This window comes from Actinomadura sp. KC06, from assembly GCF_004348735.1.
In the GTDB taxonomy this organism is placed as follows: Bacteria; Actinomycetota; Actinomycetes; order Streptosporangiales; family Streptosporangiaceae; genus Spirillospora.
On sequence record NZ_SMKT01000056.1, the window covers coordinates 17,200 to 42,620 of the forward strand.

22 protein-coding genes are annotated in these 25,421 nt (G+C 71.9%); 15 read left to right on the forward strand and 7 right to left on the reverse strand.

Going from position 1 to position 25,421, the window contains the following annotated elements:
- Positions 1-101: 101 nt before the first annotated feature.
- Both E1287_RS19395 and cofD read right to left on the reverse strand, forming a co-directional pair.
- Entirely contained in the window at positions 102-1,388 is a 1,287-nt protein-coding gene (locus E1287_RS19395; RefSeq protein WP_131966381.1) for a coenzyme F420-0:L-glutamate ligase, read from the reverse strand.
- The gene (gene cofD, locus E1287_RS19400) at positions 1,385-2,338 is read right to left on the reverse strand and encodes a 2-phospho-L-lactate transferase (RefSeq protein WP_131966382.1); all 954 of its coding nucleotides are present in this window, start codon (positions 2,336-2,338) and stop codon (positions 1,385-1,387) included. Before cofD ends, E1287_RS19395 begins: the two co-directional genes overlap by 4 nt.
- Positions 2,339-2,475: 137 nt before the next feature.
- Here cofD and E1287_RS19405 point away from each other — a divergent pair, with 137 nt between their 5' ends.
- From E1287_RS19405 to E1287_RS19420, 4 genes are all read left to right on the forward strand, one after another.
- The gene (locus E1287_RS19405; RefSeq protein WP_131966383.1) at positions 2,476-3,480 is read left to right on the forward strand and encodes a hypothetical protein; all 1,005 of its coding nucleotides are present in this window, start codon (positions 2,476-2,478) and stop codon (positions 3,478-3,480) included.
- A 219-nt stretch (positions 3,481-3,699) separates the two neighbouring features.
- Positions 3,700-3,969 (forward strand): WhiB family transcriptional regulator, encoded by a 270-nt coding sequence (locus E1287_RS19410; RefSeq protein ID WP_131966384.1) that lies wholly within the window; start codon positions 3,700-3,702, stop codon positions 3,967-3,969.
- A 199-nt stretch (positions 3,970-4,168) separates the two neighbouring features.
- The gene (locus E1287_RS19415) at positions 4,169-7,471 is read left to right on the forward strand and encodes a glycosyltransferase family 2 protein (RefSeq protein ID WP_131966385.1); all 3,303 of its coding nucleotides are present in this window, start codon (positions 4,169-4,171) and stop codon (positions 7,469-7,471) included.
- Positions 7,468-9,030 carry a DUF5719 family protein gene (locus E1287_RS19420; RefSeq protein ID WP_131966386.1) on the forward strand — a complete coding sequence of 521 codons (1,563 nt, stop codon included), beginning with the start codon at positions 7,468-7,470 and terminating at the stop codon, positions 9,028-9,030. The genes E1287_RS19415 and E1287_RS19420 overlap by 4 nt, the downstream gene beginning before the upstream one ends.
- A gap of 16 nt (positions 9,031-9,046) precedes the next feature.
- On the opposite strand, the gene E1287_RS19425 is transcribed toward E1287_RS19420, so the two are convergent.
- Positions 9,047-9,475 carry a metallopeptidase family protein gene (locus E1287_RS19425; RefSeq protein ID WP_243719206.1) on the reverse strand — a complete coding sequence of 143 codons (429 nt, stop codon included), beginning with the start codon at positions 9,473-9,475 and terminating at the stop codon, positions 9,047-9,049.
- A gap of 166 nt (positions 9,476-9,641) precedes the next feature.
- On the opposite strand from E1287_RS19425, the gene E1287_RS19430 reads away from it, so the two are divergent.
- The 7 genes from E1287_RS19430 (at position 9,642) to E1287_RS19460 (ending at position 16,698) form a co-directional block, all read left to right on the forward strand.
- Positions 9,642-10,022: a DUF3499 domain-containing protein gene (locus tag E1287_RS19430; protein ID WP_131966387.1), complete on the forward strand. Its 381-nt coding sequence runs from the start codon at positions 9,642-9,644 to the stop codon at positions 10,020-10,022.
- A 132-nt stretch (positions 10,023-10,154) separates the two neighbouring features.
- Positions 10,155-11,510 carry a phosphomannomutase/phosphoglucomutase gene (locus tag E1287_RS19435; protein ID WP_131966389.1) on the forward strand — a complete coding sequence of 452 codons (1,356 nt, stop codon included), beginning with the start codon at positions 10,155-10,157 and terminating at the stop codon, positions 11,508-11,510.
- A 99-nt stretch (positions 11,511-11,609) separates the two neighbouring features.
- Positions 11,610-11,792, forward strand: a complete 183-nt coding sequence (locus E1287_RS19440) for a Trm112 family protein (RefSeq protein WP_131966390.1) — start codon at positions 11,610-11,612, stop codon at positions 11,790-11,792.
- A gap of 22 nt (positions 11,793-11,814) precedes the next feature.
- The gene (locus tag E1287_RS19445; protein ID WP_131966392.1) at positions 11,815-12,966 is read left to right on the forward strand and encodes an SIS domain-containing protein; all 1,152 of its coding nucleotides are present in this window, start codon (positions 11,815-11,817) and stop codon (positions 12,964-12,966) included.
- Positions 12,967-12,968: 2 nt separating this feature from the next.
- A complete protein-coding gene (locus E1287_RS19450; protein ID WP_131966394.1) occupies positions 12,969-13,928 on the forward strand; it encodes a cation diffusion facilitator family transporter in 960 nt (319 codons plus the stop codon).
- 424 nt (positions 13,929-14,352) lie between these two features.
- Positions 14,353-15,975: a histidine kinase gene (locus tag E1287_RS45735; RefSeq protein WP_243719208.1), complete on the forward strand. Its 1,623-nt coding sequence runs from the start codon at positions 14,353-14,355 to the stop codon at positions 15,973-15,975.
- Positions 15,976-16,023: 48 nt separating this feature from the next.
- Positions 16,024-16,698, forward strand: coding sequence for a response regulator transcription factor (locus E1287_RS19460; protein WP_131966396.1), 675 nt, complete (start codon positions 16,024-16,026; stop codon positions 16,696-16,698).
- Positions 16,699-16,728: 30 nt separating this feature from the next.
- Here the strand turns inward: E1287_RS19460 and E1287_RS19465 are convergent, their stop codons facing one another.
- Positions 16,729-17,082, reverse strand: a complete 354-nt coding sequence (locus E1287_RS19465; RefSeq protein WP_067905708.1) for a MerR family transcriptional regulator — start codon at positions 17,080-17,082, stop codon at positions 16,729-16,731.
- 132 nt (positions 17,083-17,214) lie between these two features.
- Here E1287_RS19465 and ahcY (E1287_RS19470) point away from each other — a divergent pair, with 132 nt between their 5' ends.
- The 3 genes from ahcY (E1287_RS19470) to E1287_RS19480 all read left to right on the forward strand — a co-directional run bounded on the left by ahcY (E1287_RS19470) (position 17,215) and on the right by E1287_RS19480 (position 20,739).
- On the forward strand, positions 17,215-18,645 hold the full coding sequence (gene ahcY, locus E1287_RS19470; protein ID WP_131966397.1) for an adenosylhomocysteinase: 1,431 nt from the start codon (positions 17,215-17,217) through the stop codon (positions 18,643-18,645).
- Between the two features lie 255 nt (positions 18,646-18,900).
- Entirely contained in the window at positions 18,901-20,157 is a 1,257-nt protein-coding gene (gene ahcY / locus E1287_RS19475; RefSeq protein WP_131966399.1) for an adenosylhomocysteinase, read from the forward strand.
- A gap of 3 nt (positions 20,158-20,160) precedes the next feature.
- The gene (locus E1287_RS19480) at positions 20,161-20,739 is read left to right on the forward strand and encodes a hypothetical protein (RefSeq protein WP_131966401.1); all 579 of its coding nucleotides are present in this window, start codon (positions 20,161-20,163) and stop codon (positions 20,737-20,739) included.
- Between the two features lie 37 nt (positions 20,740-20,776).
- Here the strand turns inward: E1287_RS19480 and E1287_RS19485 are convergent, their stop codons facing one another.
- Positions 20,777-21,871, reverse strand: coding sequence for an RDD family protein (locus tag E1287_RS19485; protein ID WP_131966402.1), 1,095 nt, complete (start codon positions 21,869-21,871; stop codon positions 20,777-20,779).
- A 74-nt stretch (positions 21,872-21,945) separates the two neighbouring features.
- Here E1287_RS19485 and E1287_RS19490 point away from each other — a divergent pair, with 74 nt between their 5' ends.
- Positions 21,946-22,941, forward strand: coding sequence for a stage II sporulation protein M (locus E1287_RS19490; protein ID WP_131966404.1), 996 nt, complete (start codon positions 21,946-21,948; stop codon positions 22,939-22,941).
- A gap of 195 nt (positions 22,942-23,136) precedes the next feature.
- Here the strand turns inward: E1287_RS19490 and E1287_RS19495 are convergent, their stop codons facing one another.
- On the reverse strand, positions 23,137-24,429 hold the full coding sequence (locus E1287_RS19495) for a DUF58 domain-containing protein (protein WP_131966405.1): 1,293 nt from the start codon (positions 24,427-24,429) through the stop codon (positions 23,137-23,139).
- Positions 24,429-25,397: a MoxR family ATPase gene (locus E1287_RS19500; RefSeq protein WP_243719217.1), complete on the reverse strand. Its 969-nt coding sequence runs from the start codon at positions 25,395-25,397 to the stop codon at positions 24,429-24,431. Before E1287_RS19500 ends, E1287_RS19495 begins: the two co-directional genes overlap by 1 nt.
- Between the last annotated feature and the right edge of the window lie 24 nt (positions 25,398-25,421).

Consider the following 25,421-nt stretch of genomic DNA (forward strand, 5'->3'; position numbering starts at 1 on the left):
CGGGCACTCTATGCCAATCGTCATATTCAGTGCCGACCTGGGATCCCGGGAAGTTCCGGGCATCCGGCATCAGCCCCGGCCTTCCGCGATCTATTCCCGCCTCAGCGGACCTCGATGAAATCGTCCGCGCTCCGCGGCGGACGTTCGCGGGGCGGGGCGGCCGGGTGGCCGACGCCGACGGCGCCCATGGGGTCCCAGTCGTCCGGCAGGCCCAGCGACGCGCGGACGACGTCGCGGCAGAACATCGTGCTCGACACCCAGCAGGAGCCGAGCCCCTCCACCGCCAGCGCGACCAGCAGGTTCTCCACGCCCGCCCCGGCCGCGACGACGAACATCTCGCGCTCGGCCCGGGACCGGCGCTCGTCCGGGTAGTCGTGCGAACCGTCCATGACCAGGCACGGCACGACCAGGTACGGAGCGCGCCGCAGCACCTCGCCGCGCCGCAGCCGCTTGGTGATCGACTCCTCCGAGAAGCCGTCGCGGCGCAGGTCGGCCTCCCAGGCGTCGCGCATCGCGTCCAGCAGCCGGGTCCGCGACTCCGCCGACTCCAGCAGGACGAACCGCCACGGCGTGGTGTGGTGCGGCGCCGGGGCGGTGATCGCGGCGGCGACGGCGCGCCGGACCGCCGCCGGGTCGACGGGGTCGGCGGTGAACTCGCGGATCGTCCGGCGGGCCCGCAGCACCTCCGACGGCCCGTACCGGAACATGTCCTCCTCGGGCCTGCGGACCAGCGCCCGCGCGCCGGGCCCGTCCTCCCGCGTGACCAGCCGGGACAGGCCGCGCACGACCGCGACCGGCACCCCGTCGAGCTTGCCCTTCACCAGCTCGGCCGCGGCGGCGACCTCGTCGGCGATCGCGATGACCGTGGCTTCGAGAGGGTTCCCGTGCGCGTCGTCCTGGCCGCGCAGGTCGTTCAGCGGCTCCAGGCCCGCGACGCCGATGGCCGCGTCCGTCAGCCCGATCCGCCACGGCCGCCCGAGCGTGTCGGACACGATCACGGCGACGTCCGCCCCGGTCCGCTCGCGCACGCTTGCGCGGATGCGGCGGGCGGAGGCGTCCGGGTCCTCCGGCAGCAGCAGCACCGTGCCCGGCGCCGTGTTGGACGCGTCCACCCCGGCGGCGGCCAGCACGAGGCCCTGCCGCGTCTCCACGATCCGCGTCTCGCCGCGCGCGTGGGCGCGCCGCGCCACGACCCGCACGGTCTCGGCGTCGATGGCCTTCTCCCGGTCGTCGGCGACCAGGACCCGCCCCTCCGCCTTGCTGACGATCTTGGACGTGACGACGAGCACGTCGCCGTCCGCCACCGTCCCGGCCGGGATCAGCGCGGCGATGTCGTCGCCCGCCGCGACCTCCGGCATCCCCGCGACCCCGAAGACCTCCAGCCTCACCGCGACTCCTCCGCCCGCTTCAGCTCCACGGCTAGATCGACGGCCGCGCGGGCGATGGCGGCGGTGGCGTCCGCGTCGCTCATCAGCAGCGGACGCGGCCGCACCTCGATGCCCTCCACCCGCACGTCCCCGTCGGCCTCGTCGACGAGCCAGCCGTCCAGCAGCCCGAGCCCGTACAGCTCGGCGACCGCGCGGGCCGACGTCTCCACGCCGATCGCCGTCAGGCAGGCGTCCGCCATCCCGCGCACGGGCGCGCCGCCGATGATCGGCGAGACGCCGACGACGGTCTTGGCCGCGATCGCGTCCCGGATGCCGGGCACCGCCAGGATCGTCCCGATGCTCACCACCGGGTTGGACGGCGGGAACAGCACGACGTCGGCGGCCTCGATCGCCTCCAGCACCCCCGGCGCGGGCTTGGACTCCTCCGCGCCGACCGCCGCGATCGACAGCGCCGGGACGGACGCGCGCAGCCGCACCCACCATTCCTGGAAATGGATCGCGCGCCGCCCGCGCTCGTCCTCGATCACGACGTGCGTCTCGACCTGGTCGTCGGTCATCGGGATCAGCCGCACGCCCGGCTTCCACCGGTCGCACAGCGCCTCGGTCACCGCCGACAGCTTGTAGCCGGCCGCGAGCATCTGCGTCCGGACGATGTGCGTCGCGAAATCCCGGTCGCCCAGCCCGAACCAGCCCGGCCCGGCGCCGTACGCGCCGAGCTCCTCCTTGACGGCGAACGTCTCGCCGGCCCGCCCCCAGCCCTGCTCCTCGTTGATGCCGCCGCCGAGCGTGTACATCACGGTGTCCAGATCGGGGCAGACCCGCAGCCCGAACAGGGAGATGTCGTCCCCGGTGTTCCCGATCACGGTGATCTCGGCCGCGGGCTCCGCCGACCGGAGCCCGCGCAGGAACCGGGCCCCGCCGATCCCGCCCGCCAACGCCACGATCTTCATAAGATCACCCTATTCACTGCCCCGCTCCCGGCGCCCGGGGCCCGGCCGTGAAGGGGCCCTGGGGCCGTCCCCCTGGGAGATAAAGTATGCAAAGCTTTGCTGTGTAATCGGATTGCCTCGGTCTGGGAGAATTCACCGTGAACAAGGAAGCCGTCCAGCGCCTGCGCGAACCGGCCGCCTGGGTACTGATCGCCGCGGCGGGTTTGCAATTGCTCGCGGGCATCATCTCGCTTCTCGGCGACGACGGCCCGTTCACGCTCAGCGCGCTGGTCGAGACGCGCGACGGGATGTTCCTCCAGTTCGGGACGGTCGGCCTCCTCGTCCTCGCGGTCCTGCTGGTGACGTGGGGCGAGACGCCCACACCGCAGGCCCGGACGATCGTCATGGGGGCGCTCGGCGTCCTCGGCGGCGTCGCCCTGTTCGGCGTCATCTGCTGGCTCGCCGGAATGCTCGCCGACTCCGACAGCACGAAAGCCCTCACGAAATTGTCGGTGTTCCTGTTGGGCGCCGGGAAGATCGCCGTCGTGGGCGTCGGTGGATGGTACGCCTACACCGTGTTCCAGGGTCTGCAGCCGGCGCGTCCGCAGATGCCGATGCAGCAGGGCTACGGCGAATTCGGTTACCAGCAGGGCCAGCCCGGTCAGCCGGGTCAGCCCGTCCAGCCGGGGCAGCAGGGCTACGGCCAGCAGGCGTACGGGCAGCAGCAGTACCAGCAGTATCAGCAGTACGGCCAGCAGCAGCCGGGCGCGGAAGGCCAGCAGGCGGCGCAGCAGGGTTACGAGCAGCAGCAAGGCTACGACCAGCAGCAGTACGACCAGCAGCAGCAACAGTACGGCCAGCAGGCGTACGGCCAGCCCCAGCAGCAGTACGGCCAGCAGCAGGACTACCAGCAGCAGTACGGCTATCAGGCGGGCCAGCAGGGCTACGAGCAGCAGCAGGCCCAGCAGGGTTACGAGCAGCAGGCCCAGCAGGGGCAGCAGCCCGCCGAACAGGACGAGATGGGCGAGTGGACCCGCGCGTACGGCGGCAGCGGCGGCCAGGAGCAGGGGCCGCAGGGCACCCAGCCCGCTCCGCCGCAGCAGGGCGCCGGCGAGCAGGAGGGCGACTGGTACCGGGACAACCGTCCCCCACCGCCGCAGTGATCCGGCCGGAGATCCGGCCCCGGATTTTGTGATCTTCGTCCAAAGGGCGTCCCGCCCATCCCGGCATAACCCGCTATGTCGCCCCGGAAAGCTCTATCGGCTTGACGGGGACGGCGCTACACGCGTGTAATTTCGTCGGTGTAGTTTCAATGCCTTCTCGGGGGAAGGAACCGAAGAGCAGGCGTTGACCAGGGGGTTCCACGGGCAGGGAGGTGCGCTGTGAGCGAGGTGGTCATCCCGCTGGCGCACGGCACAGACGGCGACGGCGAAGAGTTGGGCTGGCAGGAGCGCGCCCTGTGCGCGCAGACGGACCCAGAGGCGTTCTTTCCGGAGAAGGGCGGCTCCACTCGCGAGGCCAAGAAGGTGTGCCGGGCATGCGAGGTGCGTACGGAATGCTTGGAGTACGCGCTGCAGCACGACGAACGTTTCGGCATCTGGGGAGGTCTCTCCGAGAGGGAGCGTCGCAAGCTGAAGCGCCAAGCCGTTTGACGTTCGACGTCTGACGCCGTCGCCGGGATCGGCAGGGAGGCGGCCGGGAAGGGGAGCCCGGTCGCGCCCCGCGGATCTTCGGGATCCGGGGTACGTCCCGTGCGGCCGCGCGTACAGTTATCAGCCGTGTCGGCCCCTGGGCCGGCACGGCTGCTGATGATTCAGCCCCGAACCTGTCGTCCCACAGATCGAGCGATCCTTGCCCCCCACACTCGATCGCCATGTCGTCACGGCCGTCCTCGTCGCGCACGACGGTGCGCGGTGGCTCCCGGAGACGCTCAAGGCGCTGCTGACGCAGGCGCGTCCCGTGCAGCGCCTCCTGACCGTGGACACCGGAAGCCTCGACCGCGGGCCCGCCGTCCTCGCCGAGGTCGTCGGCGCGGAGAAGATCCTCACGCTGCCCCGCACCACCGGGTACGGGGAGGCCGTCGCGGAGGCGCTCCAGCAGGACGCCGCGTCCGCGCCCGTCCCCGACGATGATCCAGGGCCCGCCGACCAGCCCGAGTCCAAGGCGGCCGCCAAGCCCCGCACCGAGTGGATCTGGCTGCTGCACGACGACTCCGCGCCCGCCCACGACGCGCTCGCCCAGCTCCTGCGCACCGCGGACACCGACCCGAGCATCGCGGTGCTCGGCCCCAAGGTGCGCGACTGGGACGACCGGCGCGTCCTGCGGGAGGTCGGCGTCACGGTCGACGCCGCCGGACGCCGCGAGACGGGCCTGGACCGGCACGAGTTCGACCAGGGGCAGCACGACGGCGTCCGGGACGTGCTGTCGGTCGGCAGCGCCGGGATGCTGGTCCGCCGCGACGTGTGGGACGCCCTCGGCGGCTTCGACCCCGACTACGGCATCTTCCGCGACGACCTCGACTTCTGCTGGCGGGTGCACGCCGCCGACCACCGGGTCGTGACCGCGACCGACGCGGTCGTGTACCACGCGGAGGCGTCCCGGCGCGGGATCCGCGAGATCGGCATGACCGCCGAGCACCCGGCCCGCCGCGACCGCCGCAACGCCGTCCAGACGATGCTCGCCAACCTGCCGCTCGGCGCGATGCTGCGGTCGCTGCTCCGCAACGTGTGGGCGTCCCTCGCCCACGCGCTCTACCTGGCGGCCACCAAGCAGCCGGTCGCGGCCCGCGAGGAGCTCCGCGCGCTCGGCGACGTCCTGCGCGACCCGGGCCGGGTGCGGGCGGCGCGGGCGGCCCGCGCGGACGGCCGGAAACGCGTGTACCGCACCGTCCGGCGCTTCCAGCCCCGCTGGGTCGTGATGCGCCGGACGTTCGAGGCGATCTCCGAGTACTTCGCCGCCCACGAACGGGAACGCGAGAGCCGCGACGACGACGAGACCCCGTCCGACGACGAGCCCGGCCCGATCCGCCGCCTCCTCGCCCGCCCCGGCGTCGTGATCGTCCTGATGCTGGCGGCGGTCGCGGTCGCCGCGGAGCGTTCCCTGCTCACGGCCGCCGGACGGCTCGGCGGCGGCGCGCTCGTCCCCGCGTGGGGCGGCGCGAGCGACCTGTGGGCGCAGTACCTGTCGGGCTGGCATCCCGTCGGGCTCGGCAGCGACGCGGGCAGCCCGCCCTACGTGGGGGTGCTCGCCGTCCTGTCGACGGTGACGCTCGGCAAGCCGTGGCTGACGGTGTCGGTCCTGCTGCTCGGCAGCGTGCCGCTCGCGGGCCTCACCGCCTACCGCGCGTCCCGGCTGCTGGTGTCGGAGCCGCCGGTGCCGGAGCCGCCGCGGGAGCCGCGGAACCCGCGGAAGAGGTGGATGGGACGGAAGGGGCGCCGCGCCCGCGCCAAGAGCCGTCGCGTCCCCGTCTCCGCCGTCCGGGCCTGGTTCGCCGCCGCGTACGCGCTGCTGCCCGCCGCGACCGGCGCCATCGCGGGCGGACGCCTCGGGACCGCCGTCGTCCTCGTCCTGCTCCCGCTGATCGCCGTGAACATCGCCCGCGTGTACGGGCTGCCGCGCTCGGAGGCCGCCGCGTTCGACGTCCGGACGCGGCGCAAGCGCGCGGGCCGGGCGGCGTGGGCGGCCGCGCTGCTGCTCGCCGTCGCGATGGCGTTCGTCCCGCTCACCTGGCTGATCGCCGTGATCGCCGCCGCGACCGTGTGGGCGCTGTTCGACCGTCCCCGGCGGCGGGCCCGCCGCAACGTCGCCATCGCGCTGGGCGTGCCGCCGCTGCTGATGCTCCCGTGGACGGTCGGCCTCCTGCTGAACCCGTCGCGCTTCCTGGTCGAGGCGGGCCTGCACCGGTGGTTCGAGCCCGCCGCCGCGGCCGACCTGCTCGCGCTCGACCCGGGCGGGCCCGGCACGCCCCCGGCGTGGGCGGCGGCCGGGCTGCTCGCCCTCGCCGTGTGCGCGCTGCCGCTGCGCGGACGCCGCTACACCGTGCTGGCGGGCTGGCTGCTGGGCGTCTACGGGCTGCTCGTCGCGATCCTGATCAGCGCCGCGACCGTGGCCAAGGGCGCGGACGAGGCGCCCGTCTGGCCCGGCGTCGCGCTGATCTTCGCGGGGGGCGGGGTGCTGCTCGCGGCGACCGCCGTCGTCCAGCGCGCGACCGTGGCGCTGGCGGGCGACCACCTGATCTACAAGGCGGGCGGGGCGGTCGTCGTGGTCGCCGCCCTCTCCGCGCCCGTGCTGGCCGCCGGGTTCTGGGTGGCCGGGGGAGCGGGCGGCCCGCTGGGCAAGGTCGACCCCGACGCCGTTCCCGCGTTCCTCCACGGGCCTGGCGGGGCGAGGACGCTCGTCCTGCACAGAGAGCCGAACGGACGCATTTCCTACACCCTGCTCAGGGACGCCCGTCCACGCATAGGCGAATCCGAAGTCACGGACGGCGGCGAAGCCCACGACCGCCTGGACGACCTCGTCGCCGGACTGGCCGCCGGTCGCGAAGGCAATGACGGGCCCGCGCTGACGCGCATGGGCGTCCAGTACATCCTGGTGCCGAATCCCAGGAAGAACCCCGTCACCGACGTCCTCGACTCGGCACCTGAGCTGACGCGGCTCAGCCGCACTGACACGTTCGCCGTTTGGCGGCTCCAGTCGCCGTCCGCCCGCATGATGCTTCTGGAAGGGGCCGCCGTCACGCCCCTTCCCGCCGGACGGATCGATGCGCGCATGCAGATCCCGCCCGGAAACGGCAATCGCACACTCCTCCTCGCCGAACCGTCCGACGACGGCTGGGACGCCACCCTGAACGGCGAAGACCTCAAAGAACGCGAAGTGGACGGCTGGGCCCAGGGCTACGACATCCCCGCCGCCGGAGGAGAGTTCGAGCTGACGAGGTCGATGACGATGCGGCACACCTGGCTCGTCGTCCAGGGCATCGCCGTACTGCTCGTCGCCGTCCTGGCCCTGCCGGGCGCGCAGGCGGAGAACTTCAGGTTCCCCGGTGAACGCGAACGGCGCCGTGGACGGCGAGGACGCCGCCGCGGGAGCCACGTCCGCGTCCAGCACGAGACGCCGCCTCCCGTGGAGGAACCGAAGCCGGAGGAGGTCTCGTGAGCGCGCGCAAGCTGCCGGACCCGCGCAAGTTCCCGAACCCGCGCAAGCTCCTGAACGCACGCAAACTCCCGAACCCGCGCAAGCTGGTGAACACGGACGAGCTCGTGAACACCGACACGCTGCTGCGCCTCGTCGGCATGCGGTACGCGTCCGCCGCGCTCATGCTCGTCGGCGTCGCCGCGCTGTACGGGGCCGCGACGTTCTCCCGTCCAGGGGACGTAGACGCGAACGGCCGCGAAGCCCCGGTCACGTCAGCCGTGATGGTCTGCCCCGGCCACGAGGGTGGGCGGCTGGCGGTCCAGTCCCTCGCCTCCCCCAGGAAGGGCGGACGGGTGGACATGACGCCGACGAAGGGCGGCGCCGCGCTCGCGTCCATGACGTCGCCCGGCCAGAGCTGGGAGAAGGACACCGAATCCGGCGACGACTCCTACACGCTCCGCGCCACCGGCGCGATGGCCGCCGGGCTGGAGGCCGAGCAGACCACCTACGAGGACGGCGGCGACGACCGCGGCCTCGCCGGCGCCCGCTGCGCCTCGCCCGCCACCGACCAGTGGTTCATCGGCCCCGGACCCGTCGCCGCCGACGAACTCGACCTGTACCTCACCAACGTCGACTCCCAGCCCGCGTCCGTGGACGTCATCGCGCTGTCCGGCGAGGGCCCGCTCGACACGATCGAGGGGCGCGGCACCCGCGTCGAGCCGTACACCACCCGGGTCGTGAAGATCGGCGGGTCGCCCGAGGGGCTCGGCGACGTCGTCAAGTCGGCCGCCGACCTCGCGCTGCGCGTCCGCACCAACGGCGGACGGGTCACCGCGTCCCTGCGCGTCCGCGCCGGGGAGGAGAAGGGCATCGAGTGGCTGCCGCGGTCGCCGGCGCCCGCGCCGTCGGTCGTCGTGCCCGGCGTGCCGGGCGGCCCGGGCAAGCGCCGGCTGCTGATCTCCGTGCCCGGCGAGTCCGACGCCCGGATCAGGACGCAGGTGATCACGAAGGACGGCGCGTTCGCCCCGCAGGGCCAGGACGTCCTCGACGCGCCCGGCAAGACCGTCACGTCCCTGGCGATCGACGGCGCGCTGGTGGGCAAGGCCGGGGCCGTCCGGCTCGTCGCGGACCGCCCGATCGTCGCGGGCTTCGCCGCCGACCGCGGCGCCGACATCGCCTACGGGACGTCCACGCCGCCGCTCGACGGTTCGGGGCCCGGCATCGTGGCCGACAACCGGTTCGACTCCTCGCTCGTCCTGACGGCCCCGTCCGGGGCGGCGACCGTCGAGGTCACGACCGTGAACGCGACGGGCAAGAGCGCCCCGCAGGTGATCGAGATCCCGGCGGGCCGCACCGTGGAGACCGCGCTGGCCGCCCCGAACCGGGACGCCAAGGATGACACCGCTTACGGCGTGGTGATCGTCCCGAAGGCCGGCTCGGGCCCCGTCCACGCCTCCCGGACGCTCTCCAAGGGCAAGGACGACGATTACCTGTTCACCGTCCTGCCGATCACTCCCGCCGCGATCACCGTCCACCTCCCCGACACCGTCGACACCCAGGGAGCTTTGACCCCCGGCTAGTCGTCAGGGACCCCGGCTAGTCGTCAGGCGAGTCGTAGCTGGGGTCGACGGATTCGGGAGAGAGCCCGAGGAGGTCGGCGACCTCCTCGACCAGAAGGTCGCGGATCAGGCGGGCCAGCTCGGCCTCGCCCTTCGCCCGCGCCTCGACGGGACGCCGGAACACCGTGATACGCACCGGACGCTTGCCTTCGGCCGGAATGGTCTGCCCGAGGGGGACGGGGCCATCGAACCAGGGCTCGACGCTGGGAACCTCCTCGACGGTGAACCGCACCCGGGCCAGCTCGCGGCCCCAGCGGCCGCCGAGCCGCCGCACCTCGTCTTCGACGAGGTCGTCGAACCGTTCCGCGCGGGTGCGTGAGATCGGAGCCTGCGGGGGCGTCAGAGGACCACGTACGCCACGGCCGTGCCGATCGCGGCGCCGTACGCCTGCCACACGGGATCGCACGCCACAAGAGTACCTCTCCACCTCGCCGAACACGCGTGCGGTGGCCGCACGGTGAGAGTTGGAGACCACACGGAATGTAGTTGTTACCCCGGAAATCCACCGGTAACGGCGACACGTTCGGCCGGGTGGTGGCGGAGCCGGTGGGAGGGAGGTACGGTCAGCCATCGTGAGCCCCGTCCGCACCTGCTCTCGTACCGCCTGCAAGGCGCCCGCAGTGTTCACGCTCACGTACGTCTACCGCGATTCCACCGCGGTGCTGGGTCCGCTCGCCACGTACGCCGAGCCGCACTGCTACGACCTGTGCGCGGAGCATTCGGAGCGGCTCACCGCCCCGATGGGATGGGAACTGGTTCGGCTGCCCGTCGAGGAGGAGTCCGAGCCGAGCGCGGACGACCTGGAGGCCCTCGCCGACGCCGTCCGCGAGGCCGCGCGGCCCGCCCCCGGAACCGGTCACGAGCCGGTCGGGCAGGGCACGGAGGTCGGCCGCCGCGGCCATCTGCGGGTGCTGCGCTCGGAGCCCGCGGGAACCCAGCCCGCCCAGGAGTGATCTCCGGGGCGTGGCCCTGCTTGCGAGATCGTCCGGTGGCTCTGCGGCGTCGCGGCGGGGCGCGTCCGCCCTTCCCGGTAGGCTCGTGAACCCCGTTTCTTTGGGACAGGGCTCAGCGGACAGGGAGCAGGAGTGGGCGACCTCGCCAAGATCTTCAAGGCGTACGACATCCGCGGCGTCGTGCCGGACGAACTCGACCCCGCGACGGCCGAGGCGGCCGGCGCGGCGTTCGTGCGGGTGACGGGCGCGGACGCGATCGTCACCGCCCACGACATGCGGGAGTCGTCCGTGCCGCTGGCCGAGGCGTTCGCGCGCGGCGCGACGTCCCAGGGCGCGGACGTGATCGAGGCCGGGCTCGGCTCCACCGACATGCTGTACTACGCCAGCGGCAGCCTCGACCTGCCCGGCGCGATGTTCACCGCGAGCCACAACCCCGCCAGGTACAACGGGCTGAAGCTCTGCCGCTCGGGCGCCCGCCCGGTCGGCCGCGACACCGGCCTCACCGAGATCCGCGACATGATCGAGAACGGTGTCCCGGCCTACGCCGGCGAGCCGGGGACGGTCTCGCGCCGCGACATCCTCAAGGGCTACGCCGACCATCTGAAGACGCTGGTCGACCTGTCGTCGATCCGTCCGCTCAAGGTCGTCGTGGACGCCGGCAACGGCATGGGCGGCCACACCGTCCCGTCCGTCTTCGAGGGCCTGCCGATCGACCTGGTGCCGCTGTACTTCGAGCTGGACGGCACCTTCCCCAACCACGAGGCCAACCCGATCGAGCCGGAGAACCTGCGCGACCTGCAGGCCAAGGTCCGCGAGACGGGCGCCGACATCGGGCTGGCCTTCGACGGCGACGCAGACCGCTGCTTCGTCGTGGACGAGCGCGGCGAGATCGTCGCCCCGTCCGCGATCACGGCGCTGGTCGCGACGCGGGAGCTGGCCAAGCACCCCGGCTCCTCGATCGTGCACAACCTGATCACGTCGAAGGCCGTCCCGGAGATCATCACCGAGCACGGCGGGACGCCGGTCCGCACGCGGGTCGGGCACTCGTTCATCAAGCAGACGATGGCGGAGACGGGCGCGGTGTTCGGCGGCGAGCACTCGGCGCACTTCTACTTCCGCGACTTCTGGTTCGCCGACTCCGGCATGCTGGCCGCCCTCCACGTCCTCGCGGCGCTCGGGGAGCAGGACGGGCCGCTCTCCGAACTGCTCGGCGAGTACACGCGCTACGTCGCGTCCGGCGAGATCAACAGCGAGGTCGCCGACCAGGACGCCGCCACCGCGAACGTCCGCGACGCCTTCGCCGGACGCCCCGGGATCGCGATCGACGAGCTCGACGGCCTCACCGTGAGCGACGACGCCGCCGGGTGGTGGTTCAACCTGCGGCCGTCCAACACCGAGCCGCTGCTGCGCCTCAACGCCGAGGCGGCCGACGACGCGACCATGGCGGCGATCCGCGACGAGGTCCTCGCCCTGGTGCGGAAGAAGTGACCGCCGCAGAGGACGTGACGGGTTCGCGAGAACGACCGGCCGCGGGGGAGAGCGACCCGGTGGCGGGAGAAGTGACCGAGAGGGAGAAGTGACGCTGCTATGACGTTGAAGCTCGACTCCTGGCTGCTGGAGATCCTCGCCTGCCCCAACTGCGGCGGCGACCTGCGCGCCGACGAGGAGGCCGCGGAGCTGGTGTGCACCGGGTCGTGCCACTACGCCTACCCCGTCCGCGACGAGATCCCCGTCCTGCTGGTCGACGAGGCCAGGACTCCCGCTCCGTGACCCGCCGAGCGGAGGCGGGGCCATGAGCGCAGGGCTCGATCCCTCCCGGCTGGACGACGTCGCGGCGGCAGAGGCGGCCGATCCCGGGGGGATGCTGCGGCAGGTCGCGTCGTCGGCGGCGCAGGTGCGGGAGGCGCAGCGCGCCGCGGCCGAGGCGGGCATCGACCGTCTCGCCGAGGACGGCAGGCCCCGCGCGATCGTGATCGCCGGCATGGGCGGCTCGGGCATCTCCGGCGACGTCCTCGCGGCGGTGTGCGGCGTGGGCTGCGCGGTCCCGGTGACGACGGTGCGCGGCTACCGGCTGCCCGGCTGGGTGGGCGCCGCCGACCTGGTCATCGCGGTCTCCTGCTCCGGGAAGACCGAAGAGACCCTCGAAGTCGCCGCGGAGGCGGCCCGCCGCGGATGCCGGCTCCTGTTCGTCGGCGGGCCGGATTCGCCGCTCGCGGAGCTGTCCGAAAGAAGCCGCGGCGTTTTCGTCCCGGTGCGTTCGGTGGGGCAGCCGCGTTCGACGCTGTGGGGCCTCACGATCCCCCTGGTCCTCGCGGCGCGCTCGCTGGGGCTGGCGGACGTGCCCGAGATGGTCCTCGAGTCGACGGCCGCGCTGCTGGAGGACGTCGCGCACCGGTGCCGTCCGTCCAGCGAGCCGTTCGTCAACCCGGCCAAGCGGATGGCGCTGGACCTCGCGGGCGACGTCCCGCTGGTGTGGGGGTCGTCGCCGCTGGCGGCCACGGCGGCGTACCGGCTGTGCTGCCAGCTCAACGAGAACGCCAAGTACCCGGGCGTCTTCGGCGAGGTCCCGGAGGCCGGCCACAACCAGGTGATGGCGTTCGACGGTCATTTCGGGCGCGGCGCCGCGCCATCGCCGTCGTCGTCCGACCCTGACGACTTCTTCCGCGACCGGGTGGACGATCCCGAGCACGGCCTGCATCTCGTCCTGATGCGGGACGTGGAGGAGCATCCGCAGGTCCGCAAGCGGTGCGACGCGTCCGTCGACATCGCCCGTGACCGGGGCGTGGCCGTCACCCAGATCGGGGCCGAGGGCGAGCATCCGCTGGAACGAATCGCGACTCTGATCGCGCTCGCTGACTATGTCACGGTTTACTTGGCTATCGCGCTGGGCGTGGACCCCACTCCGGTGCCTGCCATTCAAGAGCTAAAAGCGAGGATTGCTTAGAGATGAGTGCTGAGGGCGGAACCAAGGCCATCGTCGCCGCGCTGGCCGCCAACCTCGGGATCGCGGCGTCGAAGATGGTCGCGTTCGTGTTCACCGGTTCGTCGTCGATGCTCGCCGAGTCGATCCACTCGATGGCGGACTCGGGGAACCAGGGGCTCCTGCTCCTCGGCGGCAAGCGCTCCAGGCGCGAGCGGACGCAGCAGCACCAGTTCGGCTACGGCCGCGAGCGCTACTTCTACGCGTTCGTCGTCGCGGTGGTGCTGTTCACCGTCGGCGCGGTGTTCTCGCTGTACGAGGGCTACCACAAGATCTCCCACCCGGAGGAGGTCAAGGCGCCGGGCTGGGCGTTCGGGGTGCTGATCGCCGCGATCATCATGGAGATCTTCTCGTTCCGCACCGCGATCGTCGAGTCGAACCGGGTCCGCGGCGACCAGTCCTGGTGGGCGTTCATCCGCCGCGCCAAGGCCCCCGAGCTGCCCGTCGTCCTGCTGGAGGACCTCGCCGCCCTCGTCGGCCTGTTCCTCGCCCTGTTCGGCGTCTCGATGGCCGTCGCGACCGGCGACGGCGTGTGGGACGGCATCGGCACCGTGGCGATCGGCGTGCTGCTCGCCGTCGTCGCGACGATCCTGGCGATCGAGACGAAGAGCCTGCTGATCGGCGAGGGCGTCACGCCCGAGCACGAGCGGGAGATCATCGACGCGCTGGAGTCGGTCGAGCAGGTCGACCACCTCATCCACCTGCGGACGGAGTACCTCGGCCCGGACGAGCTGCTCATCGCCGCCAAGATCGCCGTCAACCACGACGACACGGCCGCCGACGTGGCCCGCGGCATCGACGCCGCCGAGGCCAAGATCCGGGCGCAGTTCCCGGAGGCGAAGCTGATCTACCTGGAGCCGGCGCTGGACGAGGCCCCCCGCAAGACCGTCACCGGCGCGGTGCCCCCGCAGCTGGAGAAAGACTGACCCGACGCTCCGGACACCTGCGTGATGTGCGCGGCGGCCTCGCCGCGCGGTCGCGCGGGGGCCGGAGGAACATGGGACCCCTCGCCGGGCGGCCGCCGCTGTGCCGGCCAACCCCAGCCCAGGCAAGACCGGCGAGTGCCTCCGAAGAGGCGCGAACCACGGCCGTCCGGCGAGGTGCTTTCCCATGCCTCCCCGCCCGGACCCCTGAACACCGGGCGGTTCTGGTGTGACCGCGGCAGCCGCCCCGAACCCCCTACGCCGGAGCCGCCGCCGTCGCGGTCACGGTTAGAACACTACGTTCGCGGCGGTCTCCGATACGTCCCCCTCAAGGAGGGAAAGCGGGTGGTACTCCAGACGGAGCCGCGCCGCCCGCATACATCCGCGCGGTGAGGTGAGAGCAAGCCTCAGAGGCCAGTATTGAGTCGTGACGTCCGATGACAAGGCCCGGACCGGACCCGGTCCCGCGGGGTTCGGCCCTGCCGTGGCGCACCACGCGTGGCGGCTGTCCGGCCGGATCGTAGCGGGAGTGGGCCAGCTGCTGCTGTGGATCCTCACCGGGATCGGCACCCTGCTGCGTCCGCTGGCGGTGCGCCTCGTCGCGCGGCTGAACGGCAACGCCGGACGGCGTCTGCCGCCTGGTATGCCGGGTTCCGCCGTCCCGGACGGGACGACCGCGCCCCTGCCCCGCTGGATCAACACCTGGCGCGAGGTCGTCGGCTCCTGGTACTTCGCGCCGCTGACCGGGCTCGCCCTCACCATCGCCGCGCTCGCCGAGTTGGCGCCGCGCGCCGACTCGCCGCTCAGCCTCGCGGGCGGGTTCGCGGTCGCGTCCACGCTCCCGCTCGGCTGGCGGCGCGAGAACCTGCGCCCGGTCGCGGCCATCGTGCTCGGCGCGGTCGCGGCGAGCCTGCTCACCGGGCAGATCCTCCTGGTCACCACAGGCTTCGCGGCCCTGTACACGCTGTACGCGCTGGGACGGCAGCTGCCCCGCCAGTCCACCGGCGTCCTCGCGGTCGGCAGCGTGGTCACGCTCGCGGTCGTCTACCTGGCCACCTCGACGCTGGACGACGTCCCGTGGCCGGCCGTCTTCATCGCCGTCCTGGCCGCCATCGGGCTCGGCGACGCGCGCCGCGTCGTGGAGTCCGCCAGCCAGACCGAGGCGAAGGCGGCCGAGCGCACCAACGAGACCCTGACCCGGCTCACGGCCGTCCAGCGGGAGCAGGCGGTGATGCGGGAGCGGGCCCGCATCGCCCGCGAGCTGCACGACGTCGTCGCGCACTCCGTCTCCATGATCGCGGTGCAGGCGGAGACGGCCCCGTACACGATGGAGAACCTGTCGCCCGAGGCCCGCGCCGGCTACACCGAGATCGCCAAGACCGCGCGGGAGGCGCTGGTGGAGATGCGGCGGCTGCTCAGCGTGCTGCGCGCCGACGCGAAACCGGAACCGGACGCGGCCAACTCCCCGCAGCCGCGCCTGGACCGGCTGCCCGACCTGATCGAGCAGCACCGCGGCGCGGGCGGCCACGTCGACCTCGCCGTGCACGGCGACCCGCGCATGCTGTCGACGACGGTGGAGCTGTCGGCGTACCGGATCGTCCAGGAGGCGCTGACGAACGCGCGGCGGCACGCGCCGGGGGCGGGGGTCCGCGTCGACCTGACGTTCATGCCCGACCGGCTGGCGGTCCGCGTGCACGACAGCGGGGCGTCGGGGCCCGGGCCGTCCCAGACCAGGGTGCTGAACCGCGACGACCCCGCGTCCCGTACCGCCGTGCTGGACGACCCCGCCGGGGCCACGGCCGTGGACGCCGGGCACACCCGCTTGGAGACGCCGGGGGCGAGCGCCTCGCAAGAGCAAGGTGGCCTACACGGGTCGGGTGGCGGACATGGCCTCGTCGGGATGCGGGAACGTGCGACCATGCTGGGCGGGCGGTTCTCCGCCGGCCCGGCCGAACAGGGCGGGTTCCTGGTGGAGGCCGAGCTTCCGCTGACGAGGGAAGGGAATTCCACCCGTGGACACGGCTCCGAGGCGCCTCCCGGCGGCGCCTGACCCCGTCATCGCCATCGACCCCATCGGCGAGCCCGCGAGGCGGCGGCGGTGATCAACGTGCTGATCGTCGACGACCAGACGATCGTCCGGGCCGGGTTCGCGGCGCTGCTCGCCGCGCAGGACGACATCACCGTCATCGGCGAGGCGGGCGACGGGCGCGAGGCCGTCCGGATCGCCGAGCGCAGCCGTCCCGACGTCGTCGTCATGGACATCCGGATGCCCGGCATGGACGGCATCGAGGCCACCCGGCGCATCCTGTCCCTGCCCGGCTCCGAGAACGTCCGGGTGCTGGTGCTGACGACGTTCGACGTGGACGAGTACGTCTACGAGGCGCTCGCCGTCGGCGCCAGCGGCTTCCTGCTGAAGGACGCCACCGCCGACGAGCTCGTGTCCGCCGTCCGGGTCGTGGCGCGCGGCGACTCCCTCCTCGCCCCGCAGGTCACCGGGCGCCTTATCCGCGAGTTCACCAAGCAGCGGCGCAACAAGCCGCAGGCGCCGTCGGAGCTGTCCACGCTGACGGCGCGGGAGACGGAGGTGCTCGTCCTGATCGCGGGAGGGCTGTCCAACGGCGAGATCGCGGCGCGGCTTGTCGTCAGCGAGCACACCGTGAAAACGCACGTGGCCCGGGTCTTCACCAAGCTCGGCCTGCGCGACCGCGCACAGGCGGTCATGCTCGCGTACGAGTACGGCGTCGTCGTCCCAGGCGAGAACGCCCCCGGCTGACCCCGGCTGCGGCTCACGCCGGCCCGGCGGTCACCGGCGGCGGAGCAGCCGCATCGCCTTCTCCTTCTCGAAGTCGAGCGCGCGGGTCGGCGGGGCGGACAGCCGCCCGATGCGTTCGCCCAGCTCGCGGACGTGCGCCTGCACCTGCGGCTCGGCCAGGACGCGCAGCCCGAACGCCAGCTCCGCCGGGCCGATGTCGTAGCGCTTCTCCAGCGCGAGGGCGAGCGCGACGGCCCGCAGCTCGGCGTCGCCGAACCGGCGGTGGCCGCCGCCGCGCCTGGCCAGCGCCGCCTCCCGGGTGACGGGCAGCAGCCCGAGGGCCTCGCGGTAGCGGAGCATGCGGGGCGAGGTGCCGAGCCGCCGGGCGGCCTCCGTGATGCGCATGAGCCGATTCTGACAAATTTGTGTTAGAAAGTCGCCTCCGACCGTGCCTGCGGCCGGTCGCCGCCCTTAGACTCGCGGACGTCACCTCGCGTACCGACCCGCCATCCGCGCGGACCAAGGAGCAACGAAAGCATGGACTACAAGGTCGCCGACCTGTCGCTGGCCGATTTCGGGCGCCGGGAGATCCGGCTCGCCGAGCACGAGATGCCGGGCCTGATGGCGGTGCGCGAGGAGTACTCCGCCGCCAAGCCGCTGCGCGGCGCCAAGATCATGGGCTCGCTGCACATGACGATCCAGACCGCCGTGCTGATCGAGACGCTGGTGGAGCTGGGCGCCGACGTCCGGTGGGTGTCCTGCAACATCTTCTCCACCCAGGACCACGCCGCCGCCGCGGTCGTCGTCGGCAAGGACGGCACCAAGGACGACCTGAAGGGCGTCCCGGTGTTCGCCTGGAAGGGCGAGACGCTCGAAGAGTACTGGTGGTGCACCGACCAGGCCCTGCAGTGGCCGGACGGCACCGGCCCGAACATGATCCTGGACGACGGCGGCGACGCGACCCTCCTCGTCCACAAGGGCGCCGAGTACGAGAAGGCCGGCGCCGTCCCGGCCGCCACCGAGGACGACCCCGAGGAGCTCGGCATCGTCCTCGACACTCTCCGCCGCACCATCGCGGAGAGGCCGGGCCGCTGGACGGAGACCGCCGCCGCCGTCAAGGGCGTCACCGAGGAGACCACGACCGGCGTCCACCGCCTCTACGAGATGGCGAAGGCCGGCACTCTCCAGTTCCCGGCGATCAACGTCAACGACTCGGTCACCAAGTCGAAGTTCGACAACAAGTACGGCTGCCGGCACAGCGTGATCGACGGCCTGAACCGCGCCACCGACGTGCTGATCGGCGGCAAGGTCGCGGTCGTCTGCGGTTACGGCGACGTCGGCAAGGGCTGCGCCGAGGCGCTGCGCGGCCAGGGCGCCCGCGTGATCGTCACCGAGATCGACCCGATCTGCGCGCTGCAGGCCGCGATGGACGGCTTCCAGGTCACCACCCTGGACGACGTCGTCGAGACCGCCGACATCTTCGTCACCACCACCGGCAACTTCAACATCATCACGGCCGCCCACATGGCCCGGATGAAGCACCAGGCGATCGTGTCCAACATCGGGCACTTCGACAACGAGATCGACATGGCGGGCCTCGCCAAGACGCCCGGCATCGAGAAGATCGAGGTCAAGCCGCAGGTCGCCGAGTGGCGCTTCCCGGACGGCCACTCCATCATCGTGCTGGCCGAGGGCCGCCTGATGAACCTCGGCTGCGCCACCGGCCACCCGTCGTTCGTGATGTCCAACTCGTTCACCAACCAGGTCATCGCGCAGATCGAGCTGTTCACCAAGACCGAGGAGTACCCGCTCGGCGTGTACGTCCTGCCCAAGCACCTGGACGAGAAGGTCGCCCGCCTCCACCTCGACGCGCTCGGCGTCAAGCTCACCGAGCTGACCAAGGAGCAGGCCGCCTACATCGGCGTCCACGTCGAAGGCCCCTACAAGCCGGATCACTACCGTTACTGAGTTCATTGCATTCCTCTCCTCCTTCGGCCCTGGCGGGCCTCCATCGTCGAGAAACGCGGCGATCGCTAGCATCGCTTCGACTCGCCTGGCGGCTCGCTGCGCGATCGGTTTCTCGCTTCGCTTGAAACCGGCTTCGCACGCGATCGCGACGATTTCGGTCGTTGCGTGGTCGCGGCGGTGGCTGAGGTATGTGTGGATGCGGGTACTGCCGGGCGGGTGCCGACCCGTCCGGCAGCCGCCTTTTGAGGGGCGCGGATGAGCGATATTGCGGACGCTTCGCTGGCGTATGAGGGCGTCAAGCGGATCGAGTGGGCCGACCGGAGCATGCCCGTGCTGCGCCAGATCCGGGAGCGGTTCGCTGACGAACGTCCTCTGGACGGGCTGAAGGTCGCCGCGTGCATGCACATCACGACCGAGACGGCGGGGCTCATCCGGACGCTCCAGGCGGGCGGTGCGAGTGTCGCGCTCGCGGCGTCCAATCCCCTGTCGACGCAGGACGACACGGCGGCTGCGCTCGTCCAGGAGTACGGCGCGGAGGTCTTCGCCCGCGCGGGAACCGACCGCGAGGGTTATTACGCGCACATCCACCAGGCATTGGAGACGGGGCCCGACCTCGTCCTGGACGACGGTTGCGACCTGGTCAACACGCTGCACATCGACCGCACCGACCTGCTCGGCACGGTCAAGGCGGGGTGCGAGCAGACGACCACCGGTGTCATCCGTCTGCATCAGATGGCGCTTGAAGGCGCGCTGCGTTTTCCCATGGTCGCGGTGAACGACACCGACACCAAGCACATGTTCGACAACCGCTACGGCACGGGCCAATCGACCCTGGACGGCATCATCCGTGCGACCAACACGCTCCTAGCGGGCAAGACGGTCGTCATCGCGGGCTTCGGTTTCTGCGGGCGCGGCCTGGCCGAACGGGCTCGCGGACTAGGGGCTCGGGTCGTCATCACCGAAATCGACCCTGTGAAGGCGCTCGATGCGGCGTTGCAGGGTTTCGCCGTCCAGCCCATGGCAGAGGCGGCCGTGAACGGCGATGTCTTCATCACCGTCACGGGAAACCGTGATGTCGTTAACGGGGAGCATCTCGCCGTTATGAAAGACGGCGCGATCCTCGCGAACTCCGGGCACTTCGATGTCGAGATCGACGTTCGCGCGCTGAGCGATATGGCCGTCGAAGTGCATAGCGGCAGCCGTCCGCAGACCGCCGAGTACGTCCTGGCCGACGGGCGGCGCCTCGTCCTCCTCGCGGAGGGTCGCCTCGTCAACCTGGCGGCCGCCGAGGGGCACCCGGCGGCCGTGATGGACATGTCGTTCGCCGACCAGGCCCTCACGTGCGCGTGGCTAGCGACGGCCCATTCGACGCTGTCCGCGGCCGTCCACGACGTCCCGAAGGACATTGACACCGAGGTCGCCCGCCTGAAGCTGGCGTCGATGTCCATCTCCATCGACCGGCTCACCCAGGACCAGGAGGACTATCTGCACTCCTGGCGTCTCGGGTCCTGAGCCGTGCCGTCCGGGACGTATCTGCACGCGGGCGAGGGCCTAGAGGAGCGATTCAAGTGCGCGCCGGGCCCGGGTGGCTGGCGCTACACATCCCAGCGCACGGACGACGTCCGCACGGACCTGGTCGTGGACGCGCGGTGGCGCCAGATCCGCGTCGAACTCGTCACCCCGACCTGGTGGGTCCGGGGCGGTGTGACGGGTCCCGAGGTCGCCTGGGTGCGCGCCGCCGGAGAGACGGGCACCGAACACTCCGAACGAGCGTCCGGCTTCATAGCCGAGTCACCCGGTTTCCTCATCGCCGTCGCCCGCTCCATGGAATTGGATGAGAACGCGCAGGACGACGTCCGTCTCGTCCAGTTGAGCGGTCCGTCCCTTTCGCCGCTCACCACTACCTGGCGCTGGCGGCGAGCGGGAACGTCCGTGTATGAGACCGAAACGGAGCCGCTCCCGGTCTCGCAGTACGAAGTCACGGACCTCTCCACAGGGGAAGTCGAAACCGTCCACCTGGCGGGCGACGTCGTTCTCGCCGCTCCGGGCATCGAACTCACCGATCTGGAGTCTCCGCCCAACCTGCTGGGCTAGCGCAGTAGGTCACCGAATCGTCCGATCTGGCGGCGCGTTAGCGGGTGGGCGGGTACGGGCCCTGCGGCGGAGGTCCGGGCGGCGCCGTCCCAGGAGGCGGATACGGGCCGTTGGGGCCCAGACCCGGAGCCGGGTAGGCCCCGGACGGGTACGGGCCCTGAGCGGGTGGACGAGGGGCGTTCAGGACCTGCTGGTACGGCCCCGCGCCGTAGTCGGACGGCGGCAGGAACTGCGGCTGGCCCGGCACGGGAGCGCTGAACGGCGGCGGCGCCGGAGGGCCCTGCCGGGGCGGGCCGGACGGCGGCGGCCCGGCCATCGCCATCGCGGGGGCGGGCCCCGGGGCCCAGGCCGTCCAGCCGAGGCGCTGCATGCGGCGGGCGCGGCGCTGGGCGAGCCGCTGCTCCTCGCGGTGGCGGCGCTCGGCGAGGACGGCCGACAGCAGGATCTCCGGCCGGACGCCCGGCGGCGGAGGCGGGCTCACCACCGCGACGACCTGCGACGCGATCCGCTGCCCCAGCGAGTCGCGCACGTCCGGCAGCAGCTCCCAGAAGCGCGACAGGTACTGCCGGGCGGTCATCGCCAGCTCGTCCGACAGCTGCGACAGCTCCAGCGAGCGGCCCCACCAGGCGAGCTGCGGCGGCATCACGGCCACCGGGCCGAAGAACGCCGAGGTCGGGACGCGTTCCTGGATGACGATCGTCCCGGCGAACAGGTCGCCGAGCCGCTTCCCGCGCCGGTTGCAGAACGAGGTGATCAGCGCGGGCGAGCCGTAGAACGTCCAGAACTCGATGACGCCCGCCAGCGCGCGCACGAGGGCCTGCCGGAACCGGATCGGCCCGCCGTCGTCGGCGACGACGCGGAGACCCACGGCCATCTTGCCCAGCGTCCGTCCGCGCGACAGCGTCTCGAACACGCACGGATACCCGACGAGGACGGTCACGACGGCGAGGAGCGTCAGCCCTATCGTCCACGCCTCGTCCGCGACGAGCGACGTCATGGCCGTGAAGTAGATGGCGATGTTGAGCAGCACCATCTGGAAGATCAGGTCGAGCAGTATGGCGCAGCCACGGCTGGCCAGGCGCGCGACCCTGATGTCGAGCGCGACGGCCTCGCCGGTGACGAGTTCGGCCATGTCCTGGTCCTCCAATTGGCTGGGGTGCCGTCCATTTTGCCGGTTGGACGGAGCGAGGCGTTAGTCTCCCTCGGGTGGACGTCGACGCCTATGTGGCCGCGCACAACGCCGACTGGCAGCGCCTGGAGTGGCTCATCAACCGCGGCCGCAGGCTGACCGGCGCGGAAGCCGACGAACTGGTCGAGCTCTACCAGCGGACGGCGACGCACCTGTCGGTCGTCCGTTCGAGCTCTCCCGACCCTCAGCTCGTAGGCCGGTTGTCCTCCCTCGTGGCACGAGCCAGGGCTGCGGTGGCCGGTGCTCAGGCCCCTCTCTGGCGGGACGTTACCCGCTTTGCGACCGTGTCGTTCCCAGCGGCCGCGTACAGGATGAAGTGGTGGTGGCTCGGCAACGCCGTCCTGGGCAATCTGCTAGCCCTGGCCCTGGCGATATGGGTCGTGCACAGCCCCGAAGTACAAGCGAGCATCGCGACACCGGACGAGATCCGCGAACTCGTCGAGCACGACTTCGCGAACTACTACACCGAGCATTCGGCGTCGTCGTTCGCGTTCCAGGTGTGGGTCAACAACGCCTGGGTGTCGGCGATCGCGCTGATATTCGGCATCCTTCTCGGCATCCCCACCGTGTACGTCCTGCTGCTGAACCAGATCAACCTCGGCCTCACCGGCGGGCTGATGTTCGCCTACGGCAAGGGCGACGTGTTCTTCGGGCTGATCCTTCCGCACGGCCTCCTGGAACTCACCGCCGTCTATCTGGCGTGCGCCGGCGGCCTCAAACTCGGCTGGACGGTCATCGACCCGGGCCGCCGCCGTCGCGGCCAGGCCCTCGCAGAAGAGGGACGAGCCGCCGTCAGCATCGCTATCGGCCTCGTCGCCGTCCTGCTCGTGTCCGGCCTCATCGAAGGCTTCGTCACCGGCTGGGTGCACACCACCTGGCTGCGCATCTCCATCGGCGTCGTCGCCGAGGTCGCGTTCCTCGCGTACGTGATCGTCCTAGGCCGCCGCGCCACCCGCCAGGGCGAAACCGGCGACGCAGACCTACGACCCGACCTCGCCCCCGTCGCCGGATAGCGTGTTTATTGCAGCGCTCTCCTCCTTCGGGCGCTGGGCGCCCTCCATCGTCGAGCACTGCGCGCGATCGCTGCATCGCTTCGTCTCGCCTGGCGGCTCGCTGCGCGATCAGGTTTCTCGCAGGCTCGAAACCTGCCTTCGGACGCGATCGCAGGCGTTGAGGTTGTCGCGTGGTTGCGGCGTTGGCCGAGGTTCTTACAAGCGTCCGGCGGCTTTTAGGGCTAGGTAGGCGTCGGCTAGGGCGGGGGCTATTTCCTCGGGGGGTGCGTCCACGACCTCTACGCCGTGGCCGCGTAGTTCTGCGGTGAGGCGGCGGCGTTCGGCGCGCGCGCGTTCGGCGGCCGCGGCGTCGTATACCGAGGCGAGGTCGCCCCGGGCGGCCGCCATCTCGCCGACCCGCGGATCGGACACCGCGGCGATCATGACGAGGTGGCGGGCGGTGAGCTGCGGCAGCAGCGGGAGCAGGCCCTCCTCGATCGCGGCCGTGTTCAGCTCGGTGAGCAGCACGACGAGGCACCGCTGCCGGACGCGGGCCATCAGCGTCGACACCATCCCGGCGGCGTCGCATTCGATCAGCTCCGGCTCCAGCGGCGCCAGGGCGTGCACCATCGCGGGCAGCAGGTCCGTCCTGGACGCGCCTTCGACGCGGGCACGGACACGCCGGTCATAGGCGAGCAGGTCGACGCGGTCGCCGGCGCGGGACGCCAGGGCGCCGAGGAGCATCGCCGCGTCCATCGAGCAGTCGAGCCTGGGAATGTCGCCGACGCGGCCCGCGGACGTGCGGCCGGTGTCGAGCACCAGGTAGATCCGCCGGTCACGTTCGGGACGCCAGGTGCGGACGACGATGTCGTTGCGGCGTGCGGTGGCGCGCCAGTCGATGGAACGGACGTCGTCGCCGTCCACGTACTCGCGCAGTGAGTCGAACTCTGTGCCCTGCCCGCGGATGAGGGCCACGTGCGCTCCGGTGAGTTCGCGCAGCCGTGCGAGCTTGGCGGGAAGGTGGCGGCGGGACGGAAACGCCGGGAGAGCGCGGACCGTCCAGGGCGCGGCGCGTGAAAGCTGCCGCGCGGCCAGTCCGAGCGGTCCGACAGAGCGGACGACGACGGTGACGGCTTTCCGGTCGCCGCGCCTTGTCGGCGTCAGCGTCATCTCCACGCGGCGCCGTTCACCGGCGGGCACGTCCACTTTCACGCTTCGGGGCGTGGCTCCGGCGCTCGGCGGCCACACGTCCCGCAGGCGGGCCTTGAGGCGCCGCCGTCCGAGGTTCTCCACGATCAGCGACACCTGGGCCGTCCCGCCGAGGCGGACGTTCGTGTCGCCGGAGCGGTGGAAGCGCAGCGCGCGCACGTTACCGGCGAGGGCCAGGTCGACGACGACGCCGAACAGCAGGACGCCCCAGACGATGAACAGCGTCCACCAGCTCGGCGCGAACAGCGGGACCGCCGCGCTGAGCAGGGCCAGGAGCCCGAGGCGTCCGGTCAGCGCCATCAGCGTGGGGCGGGGACGTGGGCGAGGATGCCCTCCAGCACGCCGTCGGCCGTCGCGCCCTCCAGCTCCGCCTCGGGACGGAGCTGGACGCGGTGCCGCAGCGTCGGCCGGGCCAGCGCCTTCACGTCGTCCGGCGTCACGTAGTCGCGGCCGGACAGCCACGCCCACGCGCGGGACGTGGCCAGCAGCGCCGTCGCACCACGCGGCGACACGCCAAGCTGGAGTGACGGCGACTGGCGGGTCGCCCTGCACAGGTCGACGACGTAGGCCGCGACCTTGGGGTCGAGGTGGACGGCCCTGACCGCGGCCCGTCCAGCGGCCAGTTCGCTCGCGCCCGCGACCGCCTGCACCGCCGACAGGTCACGCGGGTCGAATCCGGCCGCGTGCCGCTGAATCATGGCGATTTCTTCGTCCCGCGTAGGCACGGGCACGGTCAGCTTGACCAGGAACCGGTCGAGCTGGGCCTCCGGCAGCGGATAGGTGCCCTCGTACTCGATCGGGTTCTGCGTCGCGCACACCACGAACGGGTCGGGCAAAGGACGCGCGGAGCCCTCCACGGAGACCTGCCGTTCCTCCATTGCCTCCAGGAGGGATGCCTGCGTCTTCGGCGGCGTCCGGTTGATCTCGTCGGCGAGCAGGAGGTTGGTGAAGACGGGACCCTCGCGGAACTCGAACTCCGATGTCCGGTTGTCGTAAACCAGCGATCCGGTCACGTCGCCCGGCATCAGGTCAGGGGTGAATTGGACGCGCTTGAAGTCCAGGTCGAGGGCGCGTGACAGCGTCTTTATGAGGAGCGTCTTCGCCGTACCGGGAACGCCCTCCAGCAGGACGTGGCCGCGGCACAGCAACGCGATGACCAGACCGGTCACCACGGAGTCCTGACCGACGACCGTCTTGGCGACCTCGCCGCGCAGCGCCGTCAGCGCCGCGCGGGCGATCTCGGCCTGGCGCTGCGTCTCCTCGGACAGCCCCGGCGGAGTATCGCTCTCGGT

Excerpts from the sequence above, each read along its gene's own strand:
- cofD (WP_131966382.1), bottom strand. The coding sequence starts at position 2,338 with ATGAAGATCGTGGCGTTGGCGGGCGGGATCGGCGGGGCCCGGTTCCTG.
- E1287_RS19440 (WP_131966390.1), top strand. The coding sequence starts at position 11,610 with ATGACGTTGAAGCTCGACTCCTGGCTGCTGGAGATCCTCGCCTGCCCC.
- E1287_RS19445 (WP_131966392.1), top strand. The coding sequence starts at position 11,815 with ATGAGCGCAGGGCTCGATCCCTCCCGGCTGGACGACGTCGCGGCGGCA.
- E1287_RS19450 (WP_131966394.1), top strand. The coding sequence starts at position 12,969 with ATGAGTGCTGAGGGCGGAACCAAGGCCATCGTCGCCGCGCTGGCCGCC.
- E1287_RS19465 (WP_067905708.1), bottom strand. The coding sequence starts at position 17,082 with ATGCGCATCACGGAGGCCGCCCGGCGGCTCGGCACCTCGCCCCGCATG.
- ahcY (WP_131966397.1), top strand. The coding sequence starts at position 17,215 with ATGGACTACAAGGTCGCCGACCTGTCGCTGGCCGATTTCGGGCGCCGG.
- ahcY (WP_131966399.1), top strand. The coding sequence starts at position 18,901 with ATGAGCGATATTGCGGACGCTTCGCTGGCGTATGAGGGCGTCAAGCGG.
- E1287_RS19485 (WP_131966402.1), bottom strand. The coding sequence starts at position 21,871 with ATGGCCGAACTCGTCACCGGCGAGGCCGTCGCGCTCGACATCAGGGTC.
- E1287_RS19495 (WP_131966405.1), bottom strand. The coding sequence starts at position 24,429 with ATGGCGCTGACCGGACGCCTCGGGCTCCTGGCCCTGCTCAGCGCGGCG.